This is a genomic window from Roseospira goensis (assembly GCF_014197795.1).
In the GTDB taxonomy this organism is placed as follows: Bacteria; Pseudomonadota; Alphaproteobacteria; order Rhodospirillales; family Rhodospirillaceae; genus Rhodospira; species Rhodospira goensis.
Genome location: NZ_JACIGI010000020.1, coordinates 1 through 19,937, shown reverse-complemented (window position 1 = coordinate 19,937; position 19,937 = coordinate 1). Strand labels below are relative to the sequence as shown.

The 19,937-nt window shown below is 68.8% G+C and carries 19 protein-coding genes; 14 read left to right on the top strand and 5 right to left on the bottom strand.

The window, feature by feature from the left end; all coding sequences use genetic code 11:
- Positions 1-64: 64 nt before the first annotated feature.
- Positions 65-520: a rhodanese-like domain-containing protein gene (locus tag GGD88_RS12155; RefSeq protein WP_184435811.1), complete on the top strand. Its 456-nt coding sequence runs from the start codon at positions 65-67 to the stop codon at positions 518-520.
- Positions 521-563: 43 nt separating this feature from the next.
- On the opposite strand, the gene GGD88_RS19170 is transcribed toward GGD88_RS12155, so the two are convergent.
- Positions 564-3,806, bottom strand: a complete 3,243-nt coding sequence (locus GGD88_RS19170) for an EAL domain-containing protein (protein WP_184435809.1) — start codon at positions 3,804-3,806, stop codon at positions 564-566.
- A 441-nt stretch (positions 3,807-4,247) separates the two neighbouring features.
- On the opposite strand from GGD88_RS19170, the gene GGD88_RS12145 reads away from it, so the two are divergent.
- Together GGD88_RS12145 and GGD88_RS12140 are read left to right on the top strand one after the other, a co-directional pair.
- On the top strand, positions 4,248-5,051 hold the full coding sequence (locus tag GGD88_RS12145) for a motility protein A (RefSeq protein ID WP_184435807.1): 804 nt from the start codon (positions 4,248-4,250) through the stop codon (positions 5,049-5,051).
- A 19-nt stretch (positions 5,052-5,070) separates the two neighbouring features.
- Positions 5,071-5,748 (top strand): OmpA/MotB family protein, encoded by a 678-nt coding sequence (locus GGD88_RS12140; protein WP_184435805.1) that lies wholly within the window; start codon positions 5,071-5,073, stop codon positions 5,746-5,748.
- Between the two features lie 33 nt (positions 5,749-5,781).
- On the opposite strand, the gene GGD88_RS12135 is transcribed toward GGD88_RS12140, so the two are convergent.
- On the bottom strand, positions 5,782-6,609 hold the full coding sequence (locus tag GGD88_RS12135) for an MBL fold metallo-hydrolase (RefSeq protein ID WP_184435803.1): 828 nt from the start codon (positions 6,607-6,609) through the stop codon (positions 5,782-5,784).
- A gap of 117 nt (positions 6,610-6,726) precedes the next feature.
- On the bottom strand, positions 6,727-7,467 hold the full coding sequence (locus tag GGD88_RS12130; RefSeq protein WP_343056352.1) for an SAM hydrolase/SAM-dependent halogenase family protein: 741 nt from the start codon (positions 7,465-7,467) through the stop codon (positions 6,727-6,729).
- A 302-nt stretch (positions 7,468-7,769) separates the two neighbouring features.
- On the opposite strand from GGD88_RS12130, the gene GGD88_RS12125 reads away from it, so the two are divergent.
- The 11 genes from GGD88_RS12125 to recO all read left to right on the top strand — a co-directional run bounded on the left by GGD88_RS12125 (position 7,770) and on the right by recO (position 18,622).
- Positions 7,770-8,876: a TRAP transporter substrate-binding protein gene (locus GGD88_RS12125; RefSeq protein ID WP_184435802.1), complete on the top strand. Its 1,107-nt coding sequence runs from the start codon at positions 7,770-7,772 to the stop codon at positions 8,874-8,876.
- A 291-nt stretch (positions 8,877-9,167) separates the two neighbouring features.
- A complete protein-coding gene (locus GGD88_RS12120) occupies positions 9,168-9,713 on the top strand; it encodes a TRAP transporter small permease subunit (RefSeq protein ID WP_343056351.1) in 546 nt (181 codons plus the stop codon).
- Positions 9,710-11,293, top strand: coding sequence for a TRAP transporter large permease (locus tag GGD88_RS12115; RefSeq protein ID WP_184435801.1), 1,584 nt, complete (start codon positions 9,710-9,712; stop codon positions 11,291-11,293). The genes GGD88_RS12120 and GGD88_RS12115 overlap by 4 nt, the downstream gene beginning before the upstream one ends.
- Before the next feature lie 172 nt (positions 11,294-11,465).
- Complete coding sequence (gene rpoZ, locus GGD88_RS12110; RefSeq protein ID WP_184435800.1) at positions 11,466-11,912, top strand: DNA-directed RNA polymerase subunit omega; 447 nt, start codon at positions 11,466-11,468, stop codon at positions 11,910-11,912.
- A gap of 163 nt (positions 11,913-12,075) precedes the next feature.
- Positions 12,076-14,232, top strand: coding sequence for a RelA/SpoT family protein (locus GGD88_RS12105; RefSeq protein ID WP_184435799.1), 2,157 nt, complete (start codon positions 12,076-12,078; stop codon positions 14,230-14,232).
- Between the two features lie 141 nt (positions 14,233-14,373).
- The gene (locus GGD88_RS12100; protein ID WP_184435798.1) at positions 14,374-15,144 is read left to right on the top strand and encodes a pyridoxine 5'-phosphate synthase; all 771 of its coding nucleotides are present in this window, start codon (positions 14,374-14,376) and stop codon (positions 15,142-15,144) included.
- A 115-nt stretch (positions 15,145-15,259) separates the two neighbouring features.
- Entirely contained in the window at positions 15,260-15,997 is a 738-nt protein-coding gene (gene lepB / locus GGD88_RS12095; protein WP_184435797.1) for a signal peptidase I, read from the top strand.
- Positions 15,994-16,710, top strand: a complete 717-nt coding sequence (rnc, locus tag GGD88_RS12090) for a ribonuclease III (RefSeq protein WP_184435796.1) — start codon at positions 15,994-15,996, stop codon at positions 16,708-16,710. Before lepB ends, rnc begins: the two co-directional genes overlap by 4 nt.
- A complete protein-coding gene (gene era, locus GGD88_RS12085) occupies positions 16,707-17,669 on the top strand; it encodes a GTPase Era (RefSeq protein WP_184435795.1) in 963 nt (320 codons plus the stop codon). The genes rnc and era overlap by 4 nt, the downstream gene beginning before the upstream one ends.
- Before the next feature lie 22 nt (positions 17,670-17,691).
- Positions 17,692-17,865, top strand: a complete 174-nt coding sequence (locus GGD88_RS12080; RefSeq protein WP_184435793.1) for a hypothetical protein — start codon at positions 17,692-17,694, stop codon at positions 17,863-17,865.
- A 4-nt stretch (positions 17,866-17,869) separates the two neighbouring features.
- Positions 17,870-18,622 carry a DNA repair protein RecO gene (recO, locus tag GGD88_RS12075; RefSeq protein ID WP_184435791.1) on the top strand — a complete coding sequence of 251 codons (753 nt, stop codon included), beginning with the start codon at positions 17,870-17,872 and terminating at the stop codon, positions 18,620-18,622.
- A 1-nt stretch (position 18,623) separates the two neighbouring features.
- On the opposite strand, the gene GGD88_RS12070 is transcribed toward recO, so the two are convergent.
- Positions 18,624-18,899, bottom strand: a complete 276-nt coding sequence (locus GGD88_RS12070; RefSeq protein WP_221237128.1) for a helix-turn-helix domain-containing transcriptional regulator — start codon at positions 18,897-18,899, stop codon at positions 18,624-18,626.
- Between the two features lie 344 nt (positions 18,900-19,243).
- Entirely contained in the window at positions 19,244-19,570 is a 327-nt protein-coding gene (locus GGD88_RS12065) for a type II toxin-antitoxin system RelE/ParE family toxin (protein WP_184435787.1), read from the bottom strand.
- Between the last annotated feature and the right edge of the window lie 367 nt (positions 19,571-19,937).

Below are 19,937 nucleotides of genomic sequence, written 5' to 3'. Positions count from 1 at the left end.
GCTTGACAGGTCCCGACCGGGCGGCTACCTCCGCGAGACCCTCTACCGCAAAGGATACCGGCTCGTGGACGGCACCGATCTCTTCTCGATGGACATCCTGTTGCCGGTCCTGATCGGCATGGGCGCGGTTCTGCTGTTCCGTCTGATGCCGCGCCTGCTGGCCTCCGGCGTGCCGTTCGTGAGTCCCAAGGAGGTCCGCGCCAGGCTCGACAGCGGCGACGACATGCTGGTCCTCGACGTGCGCTCGCCGCGCGAGTTCGCCGGCCGTGGGGGCCATGTCCCGGGCGCGCTCAATCTGCCGCTGGATCAACTGGGGCAGCGGCTCAAGGCCCTGGGGCCGGACCTCGGGGACACCCTCGAGACACCGGTGTTCGTGGTCTGCCAGACCTCCAGCCGGGCCGCCCATGCGGCGCGCATCCTCAAGAAGGCAGGCTTTCGCAACCTGTCGGTCATGGGCGGGGGCATGTCGGCGTGGCGCGCCCAGGGTCACCCCACCCGCCAGGACACCGCCGACGCCTGACGCCGCGACCGGCTGGCCGGTATGGCGTGCGGCGCGCGTCACTTCACCGGCGGGATCCGGCCCCCCGGGCCACGCCCACGCCGGCCTCCGCCCGCAGCAGCAGGTCCATCTCGTCGCGCGGTACCGGCCGGCTGAACAGGTAGCCCTGGACCACGTCGGCCCCCTCCTGGCGCAGATAGGCGAGTTGGTCCTCGGTCTCCACACCTTCCGCGATGACCGTCATGCCCAGGCTGTGACCCAGGTTGATGATGGCGCGCACCAGAATGGTGTCGTTGGTGTCCTCGCGCAGGTGCTGGACGAACGACTGATCAATCTTCAGCTTGTGCACCGGGAATCGCTTTAGGTAGTTCAGCGACGAATACCCGGTGCCGAAGTCGTCGATGGCGATTCGGAAGCCCTCGGCGGCAAGCTGACTGAGGAAGGCGACGGCCCCGGCATGCTCGCCCATCAGCATGCTCTCGGTCAGTTCCAGATCGAGCGCGTCCGGCGGCAGCCGATGGGACTCCAGCGCCTGGCAGATGCGGTCCACCAGCCCGGCGTCCCGGAACTGCACCGCCGAGATGTTGACCGCCACCGGAATCAAGGGGAGTCCCGCGGCACGCCAGCCGGCCAGGTCGGACAGCGCGCGGTTGAGCACGCCCTCGCCCAGCGGCATGATGAGCCCCGATTCCTCCGCTACGGTGATGAACTGCCCCGGCGGCACCAGGCCGTGGATCGGATGGCGCCAGCGCACCAGCGCCTCCATGCCGACCAGGGCGCCGCTCATGTCGTACTGAGGCTGATAGTAGTTCTCCAACTCGCCGCGCTCCAGCGCGCGCCGCAGATCGGCCTCCAGGTCGAGGCGAATCCGAGCCTCGTTGTTCATGTCGTTGGAGAAGAACCGGTAGTCCTCGCCCTCGGCGCGGGCGACCCGATGCATGGCAAGATCGGCGTTCTTGATGAGATTGTCCGGATCCGTTCCGTCGCCGGGATACATCGCAATACCGACGGTCGCCCGCAGGTTCACCGTGTTCTCACCCACCTCCACCGGCGTCTCGATGATGCGCGCCAGCCGTCGCGCCAGCGTGGCCGCGGCCTCCGCCCCGCTGTGGCCGCTCTGGATGATCGCGAACTCGTCCCCCCCCATGCGGGCCACGGTATCCACCTCCTCGGCGACGGCGGCATTGATGCGCGAGCCCACGGTCATCAGGATCTGATCCCCCAGGTCGTGACCCAGGGTGTCGTTGACGCGGCTGAACTGCGTCAGGTCCACGAACAGCACCGAGACCGTGCCCTGGACGCGGCGGGCCTGCTGCACCGCCTGGTGCAGGCGGTCGCGGAACAGGGTGCGGTTCGGCAGCCGGGTCAGGGTGTCGTAGTTCGACAGGTAGCGAATCCGCTCCTCGGCCCGCTTGCGCTCGCTGATGTCCTCGTGCACGGCGACGTAATGGATGGCGTCGTCATCCGGACCGCGCATCGGCGTGATGGTCTGCTGAACCGTATAGAGGCTGCCGTCCTTGCGCCGCTCCACCAGTTCGCCGCGCCAGATGTCGCCGGTCTTGATGGTCTCCCACAGATCCTCATAGGTCGCGGGATCCTGGTGGCCGGAGAACAGGATGTGCGGCGTCTTGCCGCGCACCTCGTCCGTGCTGAAACCGGACAGCGCCGTGAAGGCCTCGTTGGCCCACTCGATGCGACCGTCCCGGTCGGTGATGAAGATCGCGTTGGCGGCCACCGACATGGCGGCGGCCTGCAAGCGCAGGAACCCGGTCTCGCGCCCCAGACGCAGCGCGTTGCCGAGGCGGCGGGCCACGACGTCGCATCTCAAGCGAGCCCCTCTGTCCATGGTCCCGCTGTCAGGATGGACCACCAGCACGCCCAGGACGGTGTCCCCGGAGGCCAGCGGGAACACCGCGCCGCTGGGCCGTCGCGTCATGAGGTCCAGCATGGCGTCGTCGAACGCATCGGGCACGGCCGCCGGCCCGATCCCCCGGGCCGGTTCGGACAGCAGGCGCGGCGCCCGAAAGGCCACGGCCGGTTCGACGGCCTCGCTCAGCCACCCCGGCAGCGCCGCCCCGACTCCCGCCTGCATCACGGTCGCATCGACCCCGCCCGCGGCGGTCAGGGTCAGGACACCGGCCCGGTCCCGGAGCGCCACCCAGACCAGGGATGCGTCCTCGATCTCCGCGATACGCCGGCAGACCAGGTCGCAGGTCCGATCGCGCCCCACCCCGCCCAGAACGTCGGCGTCGATCTCAAGCGAAAGCCGTGCCATGGCGGTGAGATGCCCGATGCCGGAATGGCTGACCGCCAGAACGGCGATGTCGGACTCGCCCTCCTGCCCCCGCCGGGGCACCCCCCCCGGCGGCGCCTCGGCCAGCGGAACGCGGGCCACCTCGAGCAGCAGTTCGGCGCCGTCCATCGAGCGGGCAACGACCGTCTGGGCCGGCGCCGCCCCGCCGCCGATGCCCTCGCCCACGAGTGGCAGCGCGTCGAGATCGGCGCCGCGTTCCACCAGTCCGGTCAGGAGGCGGCGCCATTCGCGGCCCGTCAGCCCGTCAGGCTCGGCACCGAACAGCCGACAGGCCGCGGCGTTGGCCCAGGACACACACCCGTCCGGTCCGAACACCAGCGCGGCCTGGTCCACGGCCTCCATGAGCGCTCCCTGCACCGCCGTCAGCTTGCGTTGCCGGTCGCTGCGCCCGCCCGCCTCGAAGGGGGTGACCAGAATCGCCAGGCCGAGCCCGTACAGCAGCACCCGTTCCGCGGTGAGGGCGAAGGGCATGGCCGTGGGATCCGTGAGGAGCAACGCGGGCGGTCCGATGAACGCCACCCCGGCGGAGGCCAGGGTGAGCGCAACGATCAGGGTGCCGCGACCGCGGAATCGGTGCCACGCCACCCAGGCGCAGGCCAGAAAGAGCAGACCGCGGAAGAGATGCACGGGCATGTCGACCCAAAGCGGCCCCAAGCCGGCCGTCATCGCCGCGCCGGTCCATCCCAGGGTGACCGCGACGAGCGACAGCAGCATACCGCTCTGGTCCCCGCTGGTGCCGCCGCTGCGCAGGCCACCGAGGAGCATGACCGGCACCAGGGCATGCAGCGACGCGCTCAGGAAGGTCCCGGCCTGCGGTGGCGCGGCGCCGACCAGCAGAACCAGCGATCCGACGAGGTCGAGGCCGAAGGCCGCCGCGATCCATCCGGCCATGCCCGGCGGCACGACGTCCCGGTGCCCGGCCCATACGAAGGCCAGCACGAACATCAGCCCGGTCAGGGCGAACCCAAGGTGGAACAGGAGGGCAACGTCCATCCGGCCGGACCCGTATCCAGTGAATGCCTGGCGCGAGAGCGGCCGCAGGGGAGGTGTTCGGTCCTGCGACAGGGAGCCGGCACCGCGTGGCAGTCCCGGCGCAGCATCCCCCCGCCCGGCCCGTGATCGGCACCGGCGCCGGACGGAGTCCGCCGCGGCGCCGGCCAGGGCATGCCGATATTGCTCCCATGAGGGTTCCAGTGCAACGCGCCTGCGCGATCCAACCGGCCGCGCAACGGTCGGCGCCGCCCCGGTTCACCGCTTGCGCTGCGGCGCACGGCCCGTGCTAGAGTGCCCGCTGGTCGCGCCTGCCGGCCCGGACGGGATCGCACCGATGGCCCCGAAGTCAAGCCGGAGGTGGGGCGCTTCAGAGCGCCCGTCGCGCCTGCGGGACGGCGCGCTTTCGGAGGGCGCGGTTCGCTGGGGGGAGACTCTGCCCGGATGTCCATCGCCACCATCCTTGGCGTCGTCTTCGGTTTCGGTCTGTTCGTCGGCTCGGTCATCCTGAGCACCGACAACGTCTTCATTTTCCTCAACCTGCCCAGCTTCATCATGGTGTTGGGCGGCACCCTCGCGGCCACCTTCATTTCGTTCGAACCGCGCTTCGTCATCCACTCCCTGCGGGTGATGATGGGTATTCTGCTGACCAACGAGGTCACGCGTGCCATCCTCACCCACGAGGTCGGGCGGGTGATCCGCTGGGGCTACGTGATCCAGAAGGGCGGACTGGCCGGACTGGAGGGCGATGCCGCGCGGGCGCGCAAGCTCGACCGTTTCCTGAGCTACGGCATCGACCTGGTCGTCACGGGCTATACCGGCCAGGAGGTGCGCGACATCCTCGCCAACACGGTCGAGACCACGTTCCAGCGCAACACGGTGTATTCCGACATCCTGCGCAACATGGGCTCGACGGCGCCGGCTTTCGGCATGATCGGCACCCTCGTGGGCCTCATCATCATGCTGGACAACATGGGCGAGGATCCGGCCTCGCTCGGCCCGGGCATGGCGGTGGCCCTCGTGACCACGCTCTACGGGGTTCTGGCCGCGCGGCTCATCTTCCTGCCGGCGGCCAACAAGGTGCAGCAGCGCGAGGAGATCGTGCGGTTCCGGAACTACCTGCTGGCGGAGGGCCTGGCGCTGTTGGCCGAGCGCAAGAGCCCGCGCTACATTCAGGACAAGATGAACAGCTTCCTGGATCCGACCCTGCATTTCAGCATCGACAGCATGATGCGCAGCAGACCATGACACGGCGGAGGACCCGGCCATGTTCGAGAACCTGGGCCAGCGCTGGACACACAAGGCGACGCGGCAGGAGCGCGAGGACGACTGGGTCACCACCTTTGCCGACATGGCGACCCTTTTGCTGGCGTTCTTCATCCTGCTCGCCGCCATCTCCAGGGTCGACCCCGTTCTGTTCGAACAGGTCAAGGCCGGTATGGCCAAGGGGATCGGTCAGCGCGACATCGAACGCCCCATCGAGGCCCTGCGCAACGACATCACGGCCGCCATCGAGCTGATGAAGGTGGACGACGTGGTCGGGCTCGGGGTCGACCAGCAGGGCCTGGTCATCGAGTTCGCCAGCGCCGCCTTCTACCGGCCGGGCTCGGCCGCCATCCGCGAGGAGGCCGTTCCGGTGTTCGAGCGGGTCGCGGTCACCCTGGACTCGCCCAAGTACCGCAACTTCCAGATCGAGGTGCAGGGTCACACCGACGACCAGCCCGTCAGCACGCCGCGGTTTCCGTCCAATTGGGAGCTGTCTGCGGCCCGGGCCACCGGGGTGGTGCGCCTGCTGGCGGAGAACGGCGTGGCGGACCAGCGCATGCGGGCGGTCGGCTATGCCGATACGGTCCCGAAGGTGCCCAATCGCGCCCCCGACGGCACCGCGCTGCCCAACAACCAGGAAATCAACCGGCGCGTCTCCATCCGCGTCATGCCGCGCTGAGCGGGACGCGGACGGAGGCGCCCCGGCGCGCCCTCACGCCCGAAGGGTCAGTTCCATGCCGTCCCGGGCCACCAGGGCGCTGGGCCAGACCTGGCGCACCTCGTCTTCCAAACGGCCCATGATGGCGTCGTCGTGATCCGGGTCGTGGTGGAACACGGCGAGCTGGCGCACCCCGGCGCTCCGACACAACCGGACCCCTTCCTGCCAGGTGGAGTGGCCCCAGCCGACCTTGGCCGGAAACTCCTCATCGGTGTAGGTGCAATCGTAGATCACCAGGTCCGCCCCGTCGATCAGCCCGAGCACATTGCGGTCGGGCTGGCCCGGGACGTGCTCGGTGTCGGTGACGTAGCAGACGACCAGCCCGTCGTACTCCAGCCGGTAGCCGGTGGCGCCGTTGGGATGATTCAGGGGCGCCGTCACGACCCGCACCGCCTCGCCCAGGTGGAAGGTGTCCCACGGACGGAAGTCACGGAACTGCATCCGCGCGCTCATCGCCTCCAGCGGCACCGGAAACATCGGGTCGGACATGTGGCTGGAGAACAGGCGACGGATGCCGCCGTTGTGGGCCACGTGCCCGGCGAGGATGTCGAGGGCGAAGTCCGGGCGGTAGGCCGGGGCGAAAAACGGGAACCCGATGATGTGGTCCCAGTGGGTATGCGTCATCAGGAGCGTGGCCCGCTCCACCCGCGCGGCGAGCAGGGCCTTGCCCAGGGCGCGGATCCCGGTGCCGGCGTCGAGGATGATGTGCTGAGAGTCCAGATGGACCTCCACACAGCTCGTGTTGCCGCCGTAGATCACGTGGGCGGGCGACGGACAGGGCACGCTGCCGCGCACCCCCCAGAACTTGAGCCAGCACCCCATCCGACGGTTCCGTCTCCGGTCGGCGCCCGACGCGCCACGGTCCAGATCGGAACCGTACGCGATCACACGCGGAAATGCCAATCCGGATGGCACCAGCGTTGCCGCGCCCGCCGGCCGTCACCGCGGGTCGCGGATGCCGATGGCGTCGCCGGGGCGCAAGGCCAGGGCATCGGCCGCCCGGCCCTGGTTGACGGCCAGTTCGGCCAGACCGTTGGCGTTCTCGTACCAGAACGCCTGGCCCACCGGCACATCGGAGAAGGTGCGCGCCCGCCGCGCCGGACGGCCATGGGCCACCAGCTCGGCCCCGGGGTCGAGCCGGCCGGCCCGCAAACCGGTCATGGCATTGCCGTAGCGGTCGATGTAGACGATCCGGTCCAGGTCGTCCGGCCAGTCCGGCCGGTCAACCGTCGCCGGAGCCCGGGCGGCGCCTCTTTCGGGGCGCTCACCGCACGCCAGGCGGGCGGCCGCCGGCGCGAACACGTCGCGGCCGTGGAAGCTGGCGCTGACGGCCCCCGGCGCCTCGAACACCGGAAACGCCCGCGCCGTCCGCGCCCGCCGCACCACCAGGGCGAACAGTCCGTTGTCCGGCCCCACGTACCAGCAGTCGTCGGCCTCGACCATGACCGCGCCGCGATCCGACCCCACCCCCGGATCGACCACACCCAGAACCACGCTGCCCGCGGGCAGGGCCGGCACCAGCGCGGCCAGCAGGTAGGCCGACGCGCGCGGATCGAACACCGGCGCGTCCGCCAGCAGGTCGACGACCGGCACACCGGGCGCGTCGCGGTGCAGGACCGCCTTCATCTGGCCCGTGTACGGCCCCTCCAGGCCGAAGTCCGTGAACACCGCCACCAGCATCCTGTCCTCCCCATCCCGGCTGTCCCGGAGCGCGCGGCGGCGACTGTGCCGCGGGGGCGACCGAGGCGCAACATTGCGTCAAAATACCTGACCGAAATGATCCTTCCGTTCCTGGCAGTCTTGGTCTACTCATTGTCCCTCATTCGGGGTCGCGCGCCTGGAACCGCAAGACCCGGGTCGTGGTGGCGCATGAACGAGTGACACCGGCCTCGTCCGGGTCCGGGTCGGGCCTTGGACAGGGCAGGCAGAACCGGCAGAACCGGGCCATCACACGGATAAGGAAAAGAGGGAGTAAACGGCTTATGAAACGTCGCGAGTTCCTGTCCGGCGCCGCCGCCACCGGCGTGGGCGCCGCCGCCACCGCCGGCCTCGCCACGCCCGCCATCGCGCAGGACCGGCGCGAGTTGAAGCTGGTGACCACCTGGCCGAAGAACTTCCCCGGCCTCGGCACCAGCGCCGAACGGTGGGCGCAGCGCATCACCGCCATGTCGGGCGGTCGTCTGACCGTGAAGGTCTTCGCGGCCGGAGAGCTGGTGCCGGCGTTCGAGGCGTTCGATGCCGTGTCCGCCGGGACCGCCGATATGTACCACGGCGCGGAGTATTACTGGCAGGGCAAGTCGAAGGCGTTCAACTTCTTCGCGGCCGTGCCGTTCGGCCTGACCGCCACCGAGATCAACGCCTGGATCTACCACGCCGGCGGGCAGCAGCTCTGGGATGAGCTGTCGGCCGGGTTCAACATCAAGCCGATGCTGGTGGCCAACACCGGCGTCCAGATGGGCGGTTGGTTCAACAAGGAAATCAACAGCCTGGAGGACTACAAGGGCCTCAAGATCCGGATGCCGGGCCTCGGCGGCGAGGTGCTGCGCCGCATCGGCGCCGCCGCCGTCTCGCTGCCCGGCGGCGAGATCTTCCCGGCCCTTCAGTCCGGCGCCATCGACGCCACGGAGTGGGTCGGCCCCTGGAACGACCTCGCCTTCGGGTTCTACAAGGTCACCAAGTACTACTACTATCCCGGCTTCCATGAGCCCGGCACGGCGCTGTCCGGCGGCGTCAACCTGGACGTCTGGAACAGCCTGAGCGACGAAGACAAGGCCATCATCGAGGCCGCCGCCGCCGCCGAGAACGACTACACCCTGGCCGAGTTCAACGCCCGCAACGGCGACGCCCTCGCCACCCTCATCAACGAGCACGGCGTGGAACTGCGGCGGTTCTCCGACGATGTGCTGACCGCCATCGGCACCGCCGCCGGCGAGGTGGTCGCCGAGGTCGCCGCCGGCGACGCGATGACCCAGAAGGTCTACGACTCCTTCGTCGACTTCCGCTCCAAGGCCATCGGCTGGGCGCGCATCGCCGACCAGGCCTACTGGAACGCGCGCGAGCTGCCCTACACCTACGCCGCCAAGGAGTAGCGCGGCCCGTCGGCCCGGGGGTCCCCAGCGGGGACCCCCGTTCCGTTTGACAGCGCCCGCCGCCGCGCCCCGAGGGGATCGCGGATCTCGGCCGGCGTCGGAGCGTGGGTCCGGACCGGTCGGACGGACTTGCCAAGCGGCGGCCGGTCCCCCCATACACGTCCCTCGTCTGCCGCACCCCGCGGCGTCCCCGGAACAGCGGACCAGGGGCGCCCGGTGTGCGGATCGCACCCGGTGTCCTGGGTCAGACCTCCCGCTTCAACAGATCTCCAGGTTCAAGAGGAGTCCGGGGTGTCGCTTCACGCGTTCGCGCGCACCATCGACCGCATCAACGGGACCGTCGGGCAGGCGACGGCCTGGCTCGCGCTGATCATGGTGCTGGTGCAGTTCCTGGTCGTCGTCCTGCGCTACGTCTTCGGGCTCGGCTTCATCTGGATGCAGGAGAGCATCACCTACATGCACGGCCTGCTGTTCATGGTCGGCGCCGGCTACACGCTGTTGCAGGACGGCCATGTCCGCGTCGACGTGTTCTATCGCGAGGCGTCGCCGCGCCGGAAGGCCCTCGTCAACCTGCTGGGCACGGTCCTGTTCCTGATCCCGTTCTGCGTCCTGGTGCTCTGGGTGTCGTGGCCCTACGTCGCCAACTCCTGGCGCGTCATGGAGGGCTCGAAGGAGACCAGCGGCATCCAGGGGGTCTACCTCCTGAAGAGCGTCATCCTGGTCTTCGGCGGCCTGGTCATCCTCCAGGGTCTGTCGGTGATCGCGCGGTCGCTGCTCACCCTCGGCGGCTACGACCATGAGGACACCGCGCCGGCCTCCGGGGGAGCCGCCCGATGACCCTCCTGGAACGCGAAATCTTCGCCCTCATCATGTTCGCCGGCACCTGCCTGTTCCTGGTGGCCGGATTCCCGGTGGCCTTCACGCTCGGCGGCTCTGCGTTGCTGTTCGGCGTCATCGGCTGGGTCATCGGCGCGTTCGACATGAGCTTCGTCGCGGCCATGCCGCAGCGCATCTTCGGCACCATGACAAACGAGGTGCTGATCGCGGTGCCGCTGTTCGTGTTCATGGGGGTGATGCTGGAACGCTCGCGCGTGGCCGAGGAACTGCTGGACAGCATGGGCAAGCTGTTCGGCACCCTGCGCGGCGGCCTGGGCATCTCGGTGTGCATCGTGGGTGCGCTGCTGGCCGCCTCCACCGGCATCGTGGGCGCCACCGTGGTGACCATGGGCCTGCTGTCGCTGCCGACCATGCTGCGCCGCGGCTATGAGCCGGCGCTGTCCTGCGGCACCATCTGCGCCGCCGGCACCCTGGGCCAGATCATCCCGCCGTCGATCGTGCTGGTGCTGTTGGGCGACCAGATCTCGAACGCCTACACCGACGCCCAGCGCGCCCTCGGCAACTGGTCACCGGAGCCGGTCTCGGTCGGCGACCTGTTCGCGGGCGCGCTGCTGCCGGGTCTGGGGCTGGTGATCATGTACATCGCCTATGTCGCGGCCAACGCCTGGCTGCGGCCCCAGGCCGCGCCCGCGATCCACGATGCGGTCGACGACGAACGCAGCGCCTGGCAGACCATCCGCACCCTCGCCAACGCCTTGCTGCCGCCCGTGATCCTGATCGTGGCGGTCCTGGGGTCGATCCTGACCGGGGTGGCGACGCCGACCGAGGCGGCCGCCGTGGGCGCCGTCGGCGCCCTGCTGCTGGGCGGCCTGAAGCTGGAAGCGAGCGCGCGCTGGCCGATCCTGGCCACCTTCGGCGCCCTGGTGCTGATGCTGGTGCTGGCGCGCGTGGTCGACCTGCGCGTCGCCCGCGACACCATCGGCGGCGGCGACATGATCGGCATCGCGGTGGCCATCGCCTGCACCGCGGTCGTGTTCCTGGGGATCGGCGAGAGCCTGCGTCGGGTCTGGCGCATGGGCATCCTCAACGAGGTGATGCGGCAGACGCTCATGATCTCCTCGATGGTGTTCATCATCATCGTGGGCGCCGGTCTGTTCTCGCTGGTGTTCCGGGGCCTGGGCGGTGAGGAGATGGTGCACGAGTTCCTGACCAACCTGCCCGGCGGCGTGTTCGGCGCCATGCTGGTGGTCATGCTGGTCATGTTCATCCTCGGCTTCTTCCTGGACTTCATCGAGATTATCTTTGTGGTGGTGCCTATCGTGGGGCCGGTCCTGCTGCGCATGGACGTCGACCCGGTGTGGCTCGGGGTGATGATCGCGATGAACCTGCAGACCTCGTTCCTGACGCCGCCGTTCGGCTTCGCGCTGTTTTACCTGCGCGGCGTGGCGCCGCCGAGCATCCGCACCATGTCCATCTACAAGGGCGTGGCGCCGTTCATCCTGATCCAGCTTGTGGGGCTGAGCGTGCTCGCCATGTGGCCGGAGCTGGCGACCTGGCTGCCGGACGTGATCTTCGGATGACGTGATGTTCGGATAACGCGGACGGACGTCCAGGCCGTTCCGAACCGCGGGGTCGATCGCAGCCGCGCGCCGGGCGTCGCCCCTTCGAGCGCCGCAACAGGTGCCTTGCGGCTGCCGGCCCGGGCCGCTATATAGTCTGGTTCATTTGGGTTTTTGTCGTCGGGAGACAGACATGGCGCGTGTGACCGTCGAGGATTGTATTGAACGCATTCCAAACCGTTTCGAACTGGTGCTGCTGGCCGCCCAGCGGGCGCGCGACATCGCCGCCGGCGCCCCCCTGACGGTGACCAAGGACAACGACAAGAACCCGGTCATCGCATTGCGCGAGATCGCCGATCGCATGGTCGAACCCGATCAGGTGACCAACGAGCTGATCCAGGGCCTGCAGAAGCACGTCGAATCCGATGAACCCGAAGAGGACGAGTTCGACGCCCTGGCCGCCCAGCGCCAGATCCCGGTGGACGTGCGCGAGGCCGCGAACGAAGCCGAGGAGGTATTCGCCGATGGTCTGACCGTCCACGGCGACGGCGGCGAGGCCGAAGAGAGCGCGGCCGAGCAGGCGCCCTCGGTGGAGGAGTACGATCCGGACAATCCCCCGGCCTACGGCGAGGACCGCTGAGGCGCGGTGCCGCGCTCGGCAGAGGTGCGACAGCAGATAGGATGACAGCGGTCGGTCGAAGACGGACAAGGATCAGGCGGCGCGACACCGCTCCCGAACGGCACCGGCCCCGCCACGGCTCGGTCGTGGACCCGGCGGGACCGGACGGGCGGAGGGTCGCGCCATGATGCGACAGTTCGAACTGGTGGAGCGCGTCCGCGCTTACGATCCCAACGCCGACGAGGCGGTCCTCAACCGCGCCTACGTCTATGCCATGAAGATGCACGGCTCGCAGATGCGGGCCTCCGGCGACCCCTACTTCTCGCATCCGGTCGAGGTCGCCGGCATTCTCACCAACTACAAGCTCGACAGCGCCTCGATCATCACGGCGCTCTTGCACGACGTCATCGAGGATACCTCGGCCACGCTGGCGGACGTCACCCGCCTGTTCGGCGAGGAGGTGGCGACCCTCGTCGACGGCGTCACCAAGCTCGCCAAGATCAAGCTTCAGGCCGACGGCACCACCCGCGAGGCGGAGAACTTCCGCCGGCTTGTCCTGGCCATGTCCAACGACATCCGCGTGCTGCTGGTGAAGCTGGCCGACCGCCTGCACAACATGCGCACGCTGCACTTCATCAAGAAGCCCGAGAAGCGCCAGCGCATCGCCGTCGAGACCATGGAGATCTACGCGCCCCTCGCGGAGCGCATCGGCATGCACGAGATCAAGGACGAACTCCAGGATCTCGCCTTCAAGCAGCTCCACCCGGAAGCGCGCGATTCCATCCTGGCCCGCCTGGACTACCTGCGCGAGCAGGGCGGCGAGTTGGTGCCGGTGATCCTCGACGAACTGAGGCAGGTGGTGGCCGAACAGGGTCTCCAGGCCCAGGTCTCGGGGCGCGAGAAGAGCCCCTACTCCATCTGGCGCAAGATGCAGGCCAAGGAAGTCGGCTTCGAGCAGCTCTCCGACATCATGGCCTTCCGCGTGCTGGTCGAGACGCTGGAGGACTGCTACCGGGCGCTTGGCGTCATCCATGCGCACTACCGGATGGTGCCCGACCGCTTCAAGGACTACATCTCGACCCCCAAGGCCAACGGATACCAGTCCATCCACACCGCCGTCATGGGGCCGCGCAACCAGCGCATCGAGGTGCAGATCCGCACCCACACCATGCACGAGGTGGCAGAGCGCGGCGTGGCGGCGCACTGGTCGTACAAACAGGGCGCCCGGCAAACCCTCGACGGCACCCAGTACCGCTGGCTGCGCGAGTTGATCGAGATCCTGGAACACACCAGCAATCCGGACGAGTTCCTGGAACACACCAAGCTGGCGATGTACCAGGACCAGGTGTTCTGTTTCACCCCCAAGGGCGACGTCATCAACCTGCCCGCAGGCTCCACGCCGGTCGACTTCGCCTATGCCGTCCACACCGATGTCGGCAACAAGTGTGCCGGCGCCAAGGTCAACGGCCGCCTGGTGCCGCTGCGCCACGTCCTGAAGAACGGCGATCAGGTCGAGATCGCCACCAGCAAGACGCAGACACCCTCGCCGGACTGGGAACACTTCGTCGTCTCCGGCAAGGCGCGGGCGCAGATCCGGCGCTGGATCCGCCTGAAGCAGCGCGAGCAGTATCTGGACCTGGGCCGCCAGATGCTGGTCAAGGAGTTCAGCCGCGCCGGCTACCAGTTCACCGAGAAGGGCCTGGAGGGGGTGATCACCCGCTTCCGCGCGCCCACCGTCGAGGACCTGTGCGCCGAGGTCGGCGCCGGCACCACCAGCGCCCGCGACGTGGTCACCGCCGTCTACCCGGGCATCAAGGCGGTGCCGCGCATCGCCCGCGCCCTGCAACCTCTGAGCAAGCCCTGGAGCAAATCGCGCGCCGACAGCACCGGCCGGCCGATCCCCATCAAGGGCCTGATCCCAGGGATGGCGATCCATTACGCGCGCTGCTGCCACCCGCTGCCGGGCGACCGCATCGTCGGCATCGTCAACACGGGCAAGGGGGTGACGATCCATACCATCGACTGCGACCAGCTCGAACAGTACGCCAACCAGCCCGAACGCTGGCTGGACCTGAGCTGGGACGACGACGCCTCCATCGACCTGCACACCGGCCGCCTGAGCCTGGTGGTCGGAAACCAGATGGGCTCGCTGTCGGAGCTGTCGACGGTCATCGCCAAGAACATGGGCAACATCACCAACCTCAAGATCACCGGCCGCACCGCCGACTTCTTCGACATGGTGGTGGACGTGGAGGTGCGCGACGTCCGCCACCTGACCAACATCATTGCCGCCCTGCGCGCCTCGAACGCGGTGAATTCGGTCGAACGCGCCCGCCGATAACCCCGTTTCCATGCCCGCCACCGCGACAGGGCCGCGCCGGCGCCCTATATGCCAAGCAGGCTGTCGCGCCGCCGCGCGACGGCCCGCGCCGCGACACCCGACGACATGAAGCCCCATAACAAGCAAGAAGGCCAATCCGCGATGACCTCCCGCCCCCTCCGCCTCGGCGTCAACATCGACCACGTCGCCACCATCCGCAACGCCCGCGGTGGCCTCACCCCCGATCCCCTGCGCGCCGCGCACATCGCCGCCGCCGCCGATGCCGACGGCATCACCGCCCACCTGCGCGAGGACCGGCGTCACATCTCCGACCACGACATCGTGCGCCTGAGCCGCGAGATCGCCCTGCCCCTGAACCTGGAGATGGCGGCCACCGACGAGATGCTGGAGATCGCCCTGCGCCACCGCCCCCACGCGGCCTGCATCGTGCCCGAGCGGCGCGAGGAGCGGACCACGGAGGGCGGCCTGGACGTGGCCGGGCAGCGCGACCACCTGGCCCGCGTCGTCGGCGCCCTGGGCGACGCCGGCATCCGGGTCTCGCTGTTCATCGAGCCCGACCCGCGCCAGATCGAGGCCGCCGTGGCCCTCGGCGCCCCGGTGGTGGAACTCCATACCGGCGCCTTCTGCGAGGTCCAGGGCGAGGCCCGCGCCCGCGAACTGGACCGGCTGCGCACCGCCGCCGGCCTTGGCGCCGAGGCCGGACTGGAGATCCACGCCGGCCATGGCCTGACCTATGACACCGTGCAGCCGGTGGCGGCCATCCCGGTCGTTCGCGAACTGAACATCGGCCATTTCCTGATCGGCGAGGCCATCTTCGTCGGCCTGGAGGCGTCGATCCGGCGCATGCGGGCGCTGATGGACGAGGTCCGGCCGACGCCACAGGTGCGCCAGGCCGCGGCGGGGCCGTCCTGACGTCGCCCGTCTTGACTTACCCGGGGCGGGCTGGCTTGATCCCTGCACGCTGGCCCGCCTTCCCCGTGCGGTCTTTCGCGCGTCCTCTTCCTGTCAGGGTTACACGAGCGTCTTCATGCAGAAAAAGAAGACCGGCGGGTTCGGCGAGACGATCCGGACCGTCATCTACGCCGTCCTGATCGCCATCGTGATCCGCACCGTGGCCTTCGAACCCTTCAACATCCCGTCGGCGTCCATGGTGCCGACCCTGTTGATCGGCGACTACCTGTTCGTTTCGAAGTTCTCTTACGGATACAGCCGGCACTCCCTGCCCTTCAGCTTCCCGCCGTTCTCGGGCCGCATCCTTGCGTCCGAGCCCGAGCGGGGCGACGTGGCGGTGTTCAAGCTGCCGTCCGACCCCTCCGTCGACTACATCAAGCGCATCATCGGCCTGCCCGGGGACCGCATCCAGATGGTCGGCGGTGTGCTGCACATCAACGGTCGGCCGGCCCCGCGCGAGCGCCTGCAGGATGCGGTCTGGCACGATCAGGCCGGCAGCGTGCACCGCTCGCCGCGCTACCGCGAGACCCTGCCCAACGGCCGCAGCCACGTCATCCTGGAGGACCGCCGCGACACCGGCCCGCTGGACGACACCCGCGAGTTCACCGTGCCCGAGGGGCACTACTTCATGATGGGCGACAACCGCGACAACTCCGCCGACAGCCGCGCCGATGTCGGCTTCGTGCCGTTCGAGAACCTGGTCGGCCGCGCCGATCTGCTGTTCTTCTCCACCGACGGCTCGGCGGCGCTGTGGGAGGTGTGGAAATGGCCGCTGGCCATCCGCGTGGATCGTCTGTTCAACACCGTCGAATGAGGGGCACCGCCGTGACCCGGGACCGCGCCGCCGCGGCCGCCCCCGAGGACACCGCCGCCTTGGAAGCACTGCTGGGGCACCGGTTCGGCAACCGCCGCCTGCTGGCCCAGGCCCTGACCCACGGCAGCGTCGGGGGGGGGCCGCGCAGCTACGAGCGGCTGGAGTTCCTGGGCGACCGCGTGCTGAGCCTGGTGATCGCGCATCTTCTCTTCGACCGCTTCCCGGCCGAGGCCGAGGGTTCGCTGGCACGCCGCCACACCGCGCTGGTGCGCGGCGAAACCCTGGCCCGCGTCGGGCGCGACCTGGGGCTGCCCGGCCTCATGCGGTTGTCGCGAGGCGAGGAGGACCTGGGCGGGCGCGACAACCCCGCGCTGCTGGCGGACGTCTGCGAGGCGGTCCTGGGCGCGCTCTACCTGGATGCCGGGTTCGAGGCCACCGAGCGCTTCGTCCGCACCCGCTGGACCCCGCTCATGGGCGAGGACCCGGCGCCGCCCAAGGACGCCAAGACGACCCTCCAGGAGTGGGCGCAGGGCCGCGGCCTGCCCTTGCCGGTCTACGAGACGGTGGCGACCACCGGCCCGGCGCATGCCCCCACCTTCACGGTCGCGGCGCGCGTGGAGGGACACCCGCCGGCGCAGGCGGACGGCCCGTCGAAGCGCCAGGCCGAACAGCGCGCCGCCGCCCTGCTGATGGACAGATTGAACCCCGCATGACCGACAGCGACCGCACCACCGCCCCGCCCGAGGCCCCCGGCCCGTCCGCCGACGTGCGCGAGGGCGACAGCCGTTGCGGCTTCGTCGCCGTGATGGGCGCGCCCAACGCCGGCAAGTCCACGCTCGTCAACACGCTGGTTGGCACCAAGGTCTCGATCGTCAGCCCCAAGGTGCAGACCACCCGCACCCGCGTGCGCGGCGTGGCCCTGCACGGGCCGGCGCAGATCGTGTTCATCGACACGCCCGGCGTGTTCGTGCCGAAGCGCCGCCTGGAGCGCTCGATGGTCGCCGCCGCCTGGGACGGCGCCGCCGACGCCGATCAGGTGCTGGTGGTGGTGGATGCCCAGCGCGGTGTCGACGACGACACCCGCCGCATTATCGAGGGCCTGAACGGCCAGGGGCGCACCGACTGCCTGCTGGCGCTCAACAAGGTCGACCTGGTGAAGCGGCCGTCGCTGCTGGCGCTCGCCGCGGACCTGGACGCCACCGGCGTGTTCGCGGCCGTGTTCATGCTCTCCGCCCTGAAGGCCGACGGCACCGGCGACCTGATGGACCATCTCGCCCGCACGGTCCCGCCTGGCCCCTGGATGTTCCCAGAGGACGACGTCTCCGACCTGCCCCAGCGGCTGTGGGCGGCCGAGATCACCCGCGAGCAGATCTTCCACCAGCTCCACCAGGAACTGCCCTACGCTACGGTGGTCGAAACCGAGTCCTGGCAGGAGCGGCCGGACGGCTCGGTGCGCATCGACCAGGTGGTCTATGTGCAGCGCGACACCCAGCGCGCTATCGTGCTCGGCAAGGGCGGGACGCGCATCCGGGCGATCAGCACGGCGGCCCGCCAGGAGATGGCGGACCTGCTGGAGCGGCCGGTGCACCTGTTCCTCTACGTCAAGGTGCACGAGCGGCTGTGGGAGGACCGGCGCCACTACACCGACTGGGGTCTGGATTACGACGCCTGATCGCACGGCATCGGGGGTCCCCATGAACGCAACAGCCCTGATCCTGCTCGCCCTTGGCGCCGTCAGCCTGGTCGTGCTGGTGGGCCAGCATGTCTGGCGACTGCCGCGCTGGCTGCCGCCGGTGCTGATCTTCACCGGGTTCGGCGGCGTCCTGGCCGGCATGGGGGTGTTCGCCCTCGCCCTGGTCGTCGGGTAGGGCCATGGCGGTCGAGTGGCGCGACGAGGCCATCGTGCTGTCCGCGAGGCCCCACGGCGAGACCAGCCTGGTGGCCGCGGTGCTGACGGCGACGCACGGCCGCCAGCGCGGGCTGGTGCGCGGCGGCACCGGCAAGGCGGCGCGTGGGCTGTGGCAGCCGGGCAACCGGGTGCGCGCCACCTGGCGGGCACGCCTGCCCAACCACCTGGGCACGTCGACAGCGGAAATGATGGACGCCGTGGCGGCCCGGGTGATGGCCGATCCCGGACGCCTGGCGGTGCTCGCCGCCGCTTGCGCGGTCGCCGATGCCACCCTGCCCGAGCGCGAGGCGGTGCCGCAGGTCTATGCCGACACGGTGGCGCTGCTGGCGGGATTGGCCGAGGGTGCCCCGACCCCATGCGAGGCCGCGTACGTCCTATGGGAACTGGGGCTGCTGGCCGATCTGGGCTACGGGCTCGACCTGTCGGCCTGTGCCGCGACCGGCACCAACGACGATCTCGTCTATGTCTCGCCCAAGAGCGGGCGGGCGGTCTCGGCATCCGCGGGCGAGCCCTATCGCGACCGCCTGCTGCCGCTGCCCGCCTTCCTGCGCACGGGAGCCCCCGCCGACATGACGCCCGCCGGTGTCGCGGACGGGCTGCGCCTCGCCGGGTTCTTCCTGGCGCGCCACGTGTTCGACCCGCGCGGCCAGCCGCTGCCGGCAGCCCGGGTGCGGCTGGCCGCGCGGATGGTGGAGCGCACGGAGCGCCCCGCATAGGTCAAGAAGCGCGGTCCAGTGGCTGCACGGCGAGACGCAGCCCCATGGCCTGCAGAATCGCCTGCAGACTGCGCAGTTCGGGATTGCCGCGCTCGGAGAGCGTTCGATAGAGCTGGGTCGGGTTCAATCCGGCCTGCTCGGCGATCCGGGGCACACCGCCGAAAGCCTTGGACATCTGCCGCAAGGTGATCAGCAGCTCGGCCTGATCCCCGTCGGCCAAAATATCGTTCAGCAGCTCGACGGCGAATGCCGGGTCCGCGCGGAACATCTCGGCCATGGCCTCGTCATGGGGTCGGCTTCTCACCACGGTCTCCCTCACCCTGCTAGTACACTGATCCAGACAAAAGACGCTGGCGGCATTCTCGTTTATGGGTCTAGAGCGGAACGCCCGAATACGGAATCGCATGGTGATTTCGAATTCGGGCGTTCCGCTCTGAAACCAACAGATCGCGCCGAGTCACGCTCGAAATCGGCCCCACCCCGGTGGTTCCGATTTCGAGCGATCAGCGCTAATACCGGCCGATGGAAGGACGGACCTCTCCGTCGGCCGGCTGGCGCGACAAGGCCGGCCAGTATAAGGCAAACCATAAACCACTTTCTATTGAGTCTGTGCGATCCGTCCTACGCGCGCTGTTGCCACTCTCGCCAGTATCGGCATGCTCTGTCGATGTCCCTATCCTGGGAGGACTTGTCACCACCGCAAAGGAGCAACACCGTGCCCGCCTCCGGAATCGCGTAGTACACCCTGTAACCTGACCCCCCTTCGAAACGAAGTTCCCAGACACCGTCCCGACATGGCTCGCAGTCACCGAAGTTACCCAGCTCCAGGCGATTAAGGCGACGTGCAATCTTTTTTTGGGCCTGCCTGTCCTTCAATCCACTGAACCAATCATAAAAAGGGTCACGTCCATTTGGGTCCGTAAGGTAGTTCAGAATCTCATAACCCATGAGGCTTTGCTTTTACGCCTTGAGCGTAATTCATTTCGATCATAATTCTGCCGATAATATGAATCTGCGGTGATTAAACCGTATATTCTTATGATGTATAATGCAGATGTCTTCATGTACCCAATGTAACGGGTCGCTATTCGTCACATCGGTGACCTGCCCTTCCGAGGGCGGAGTCACGCGCGCAACCTGATCATCGGCATGATGCAGACTGAGACTGATCGCAACCGGCTCTAGGGCGTAAACTCATAAATCGGCTTGGTTTTTCCGGAGTGTCATGATTCAAGGCTTCCGAACGAAGGGAGCCTTGAATGACGCGCCGACGCTACGAACTCACCGACCGGGAATGGTCGATCATCCAGCCACT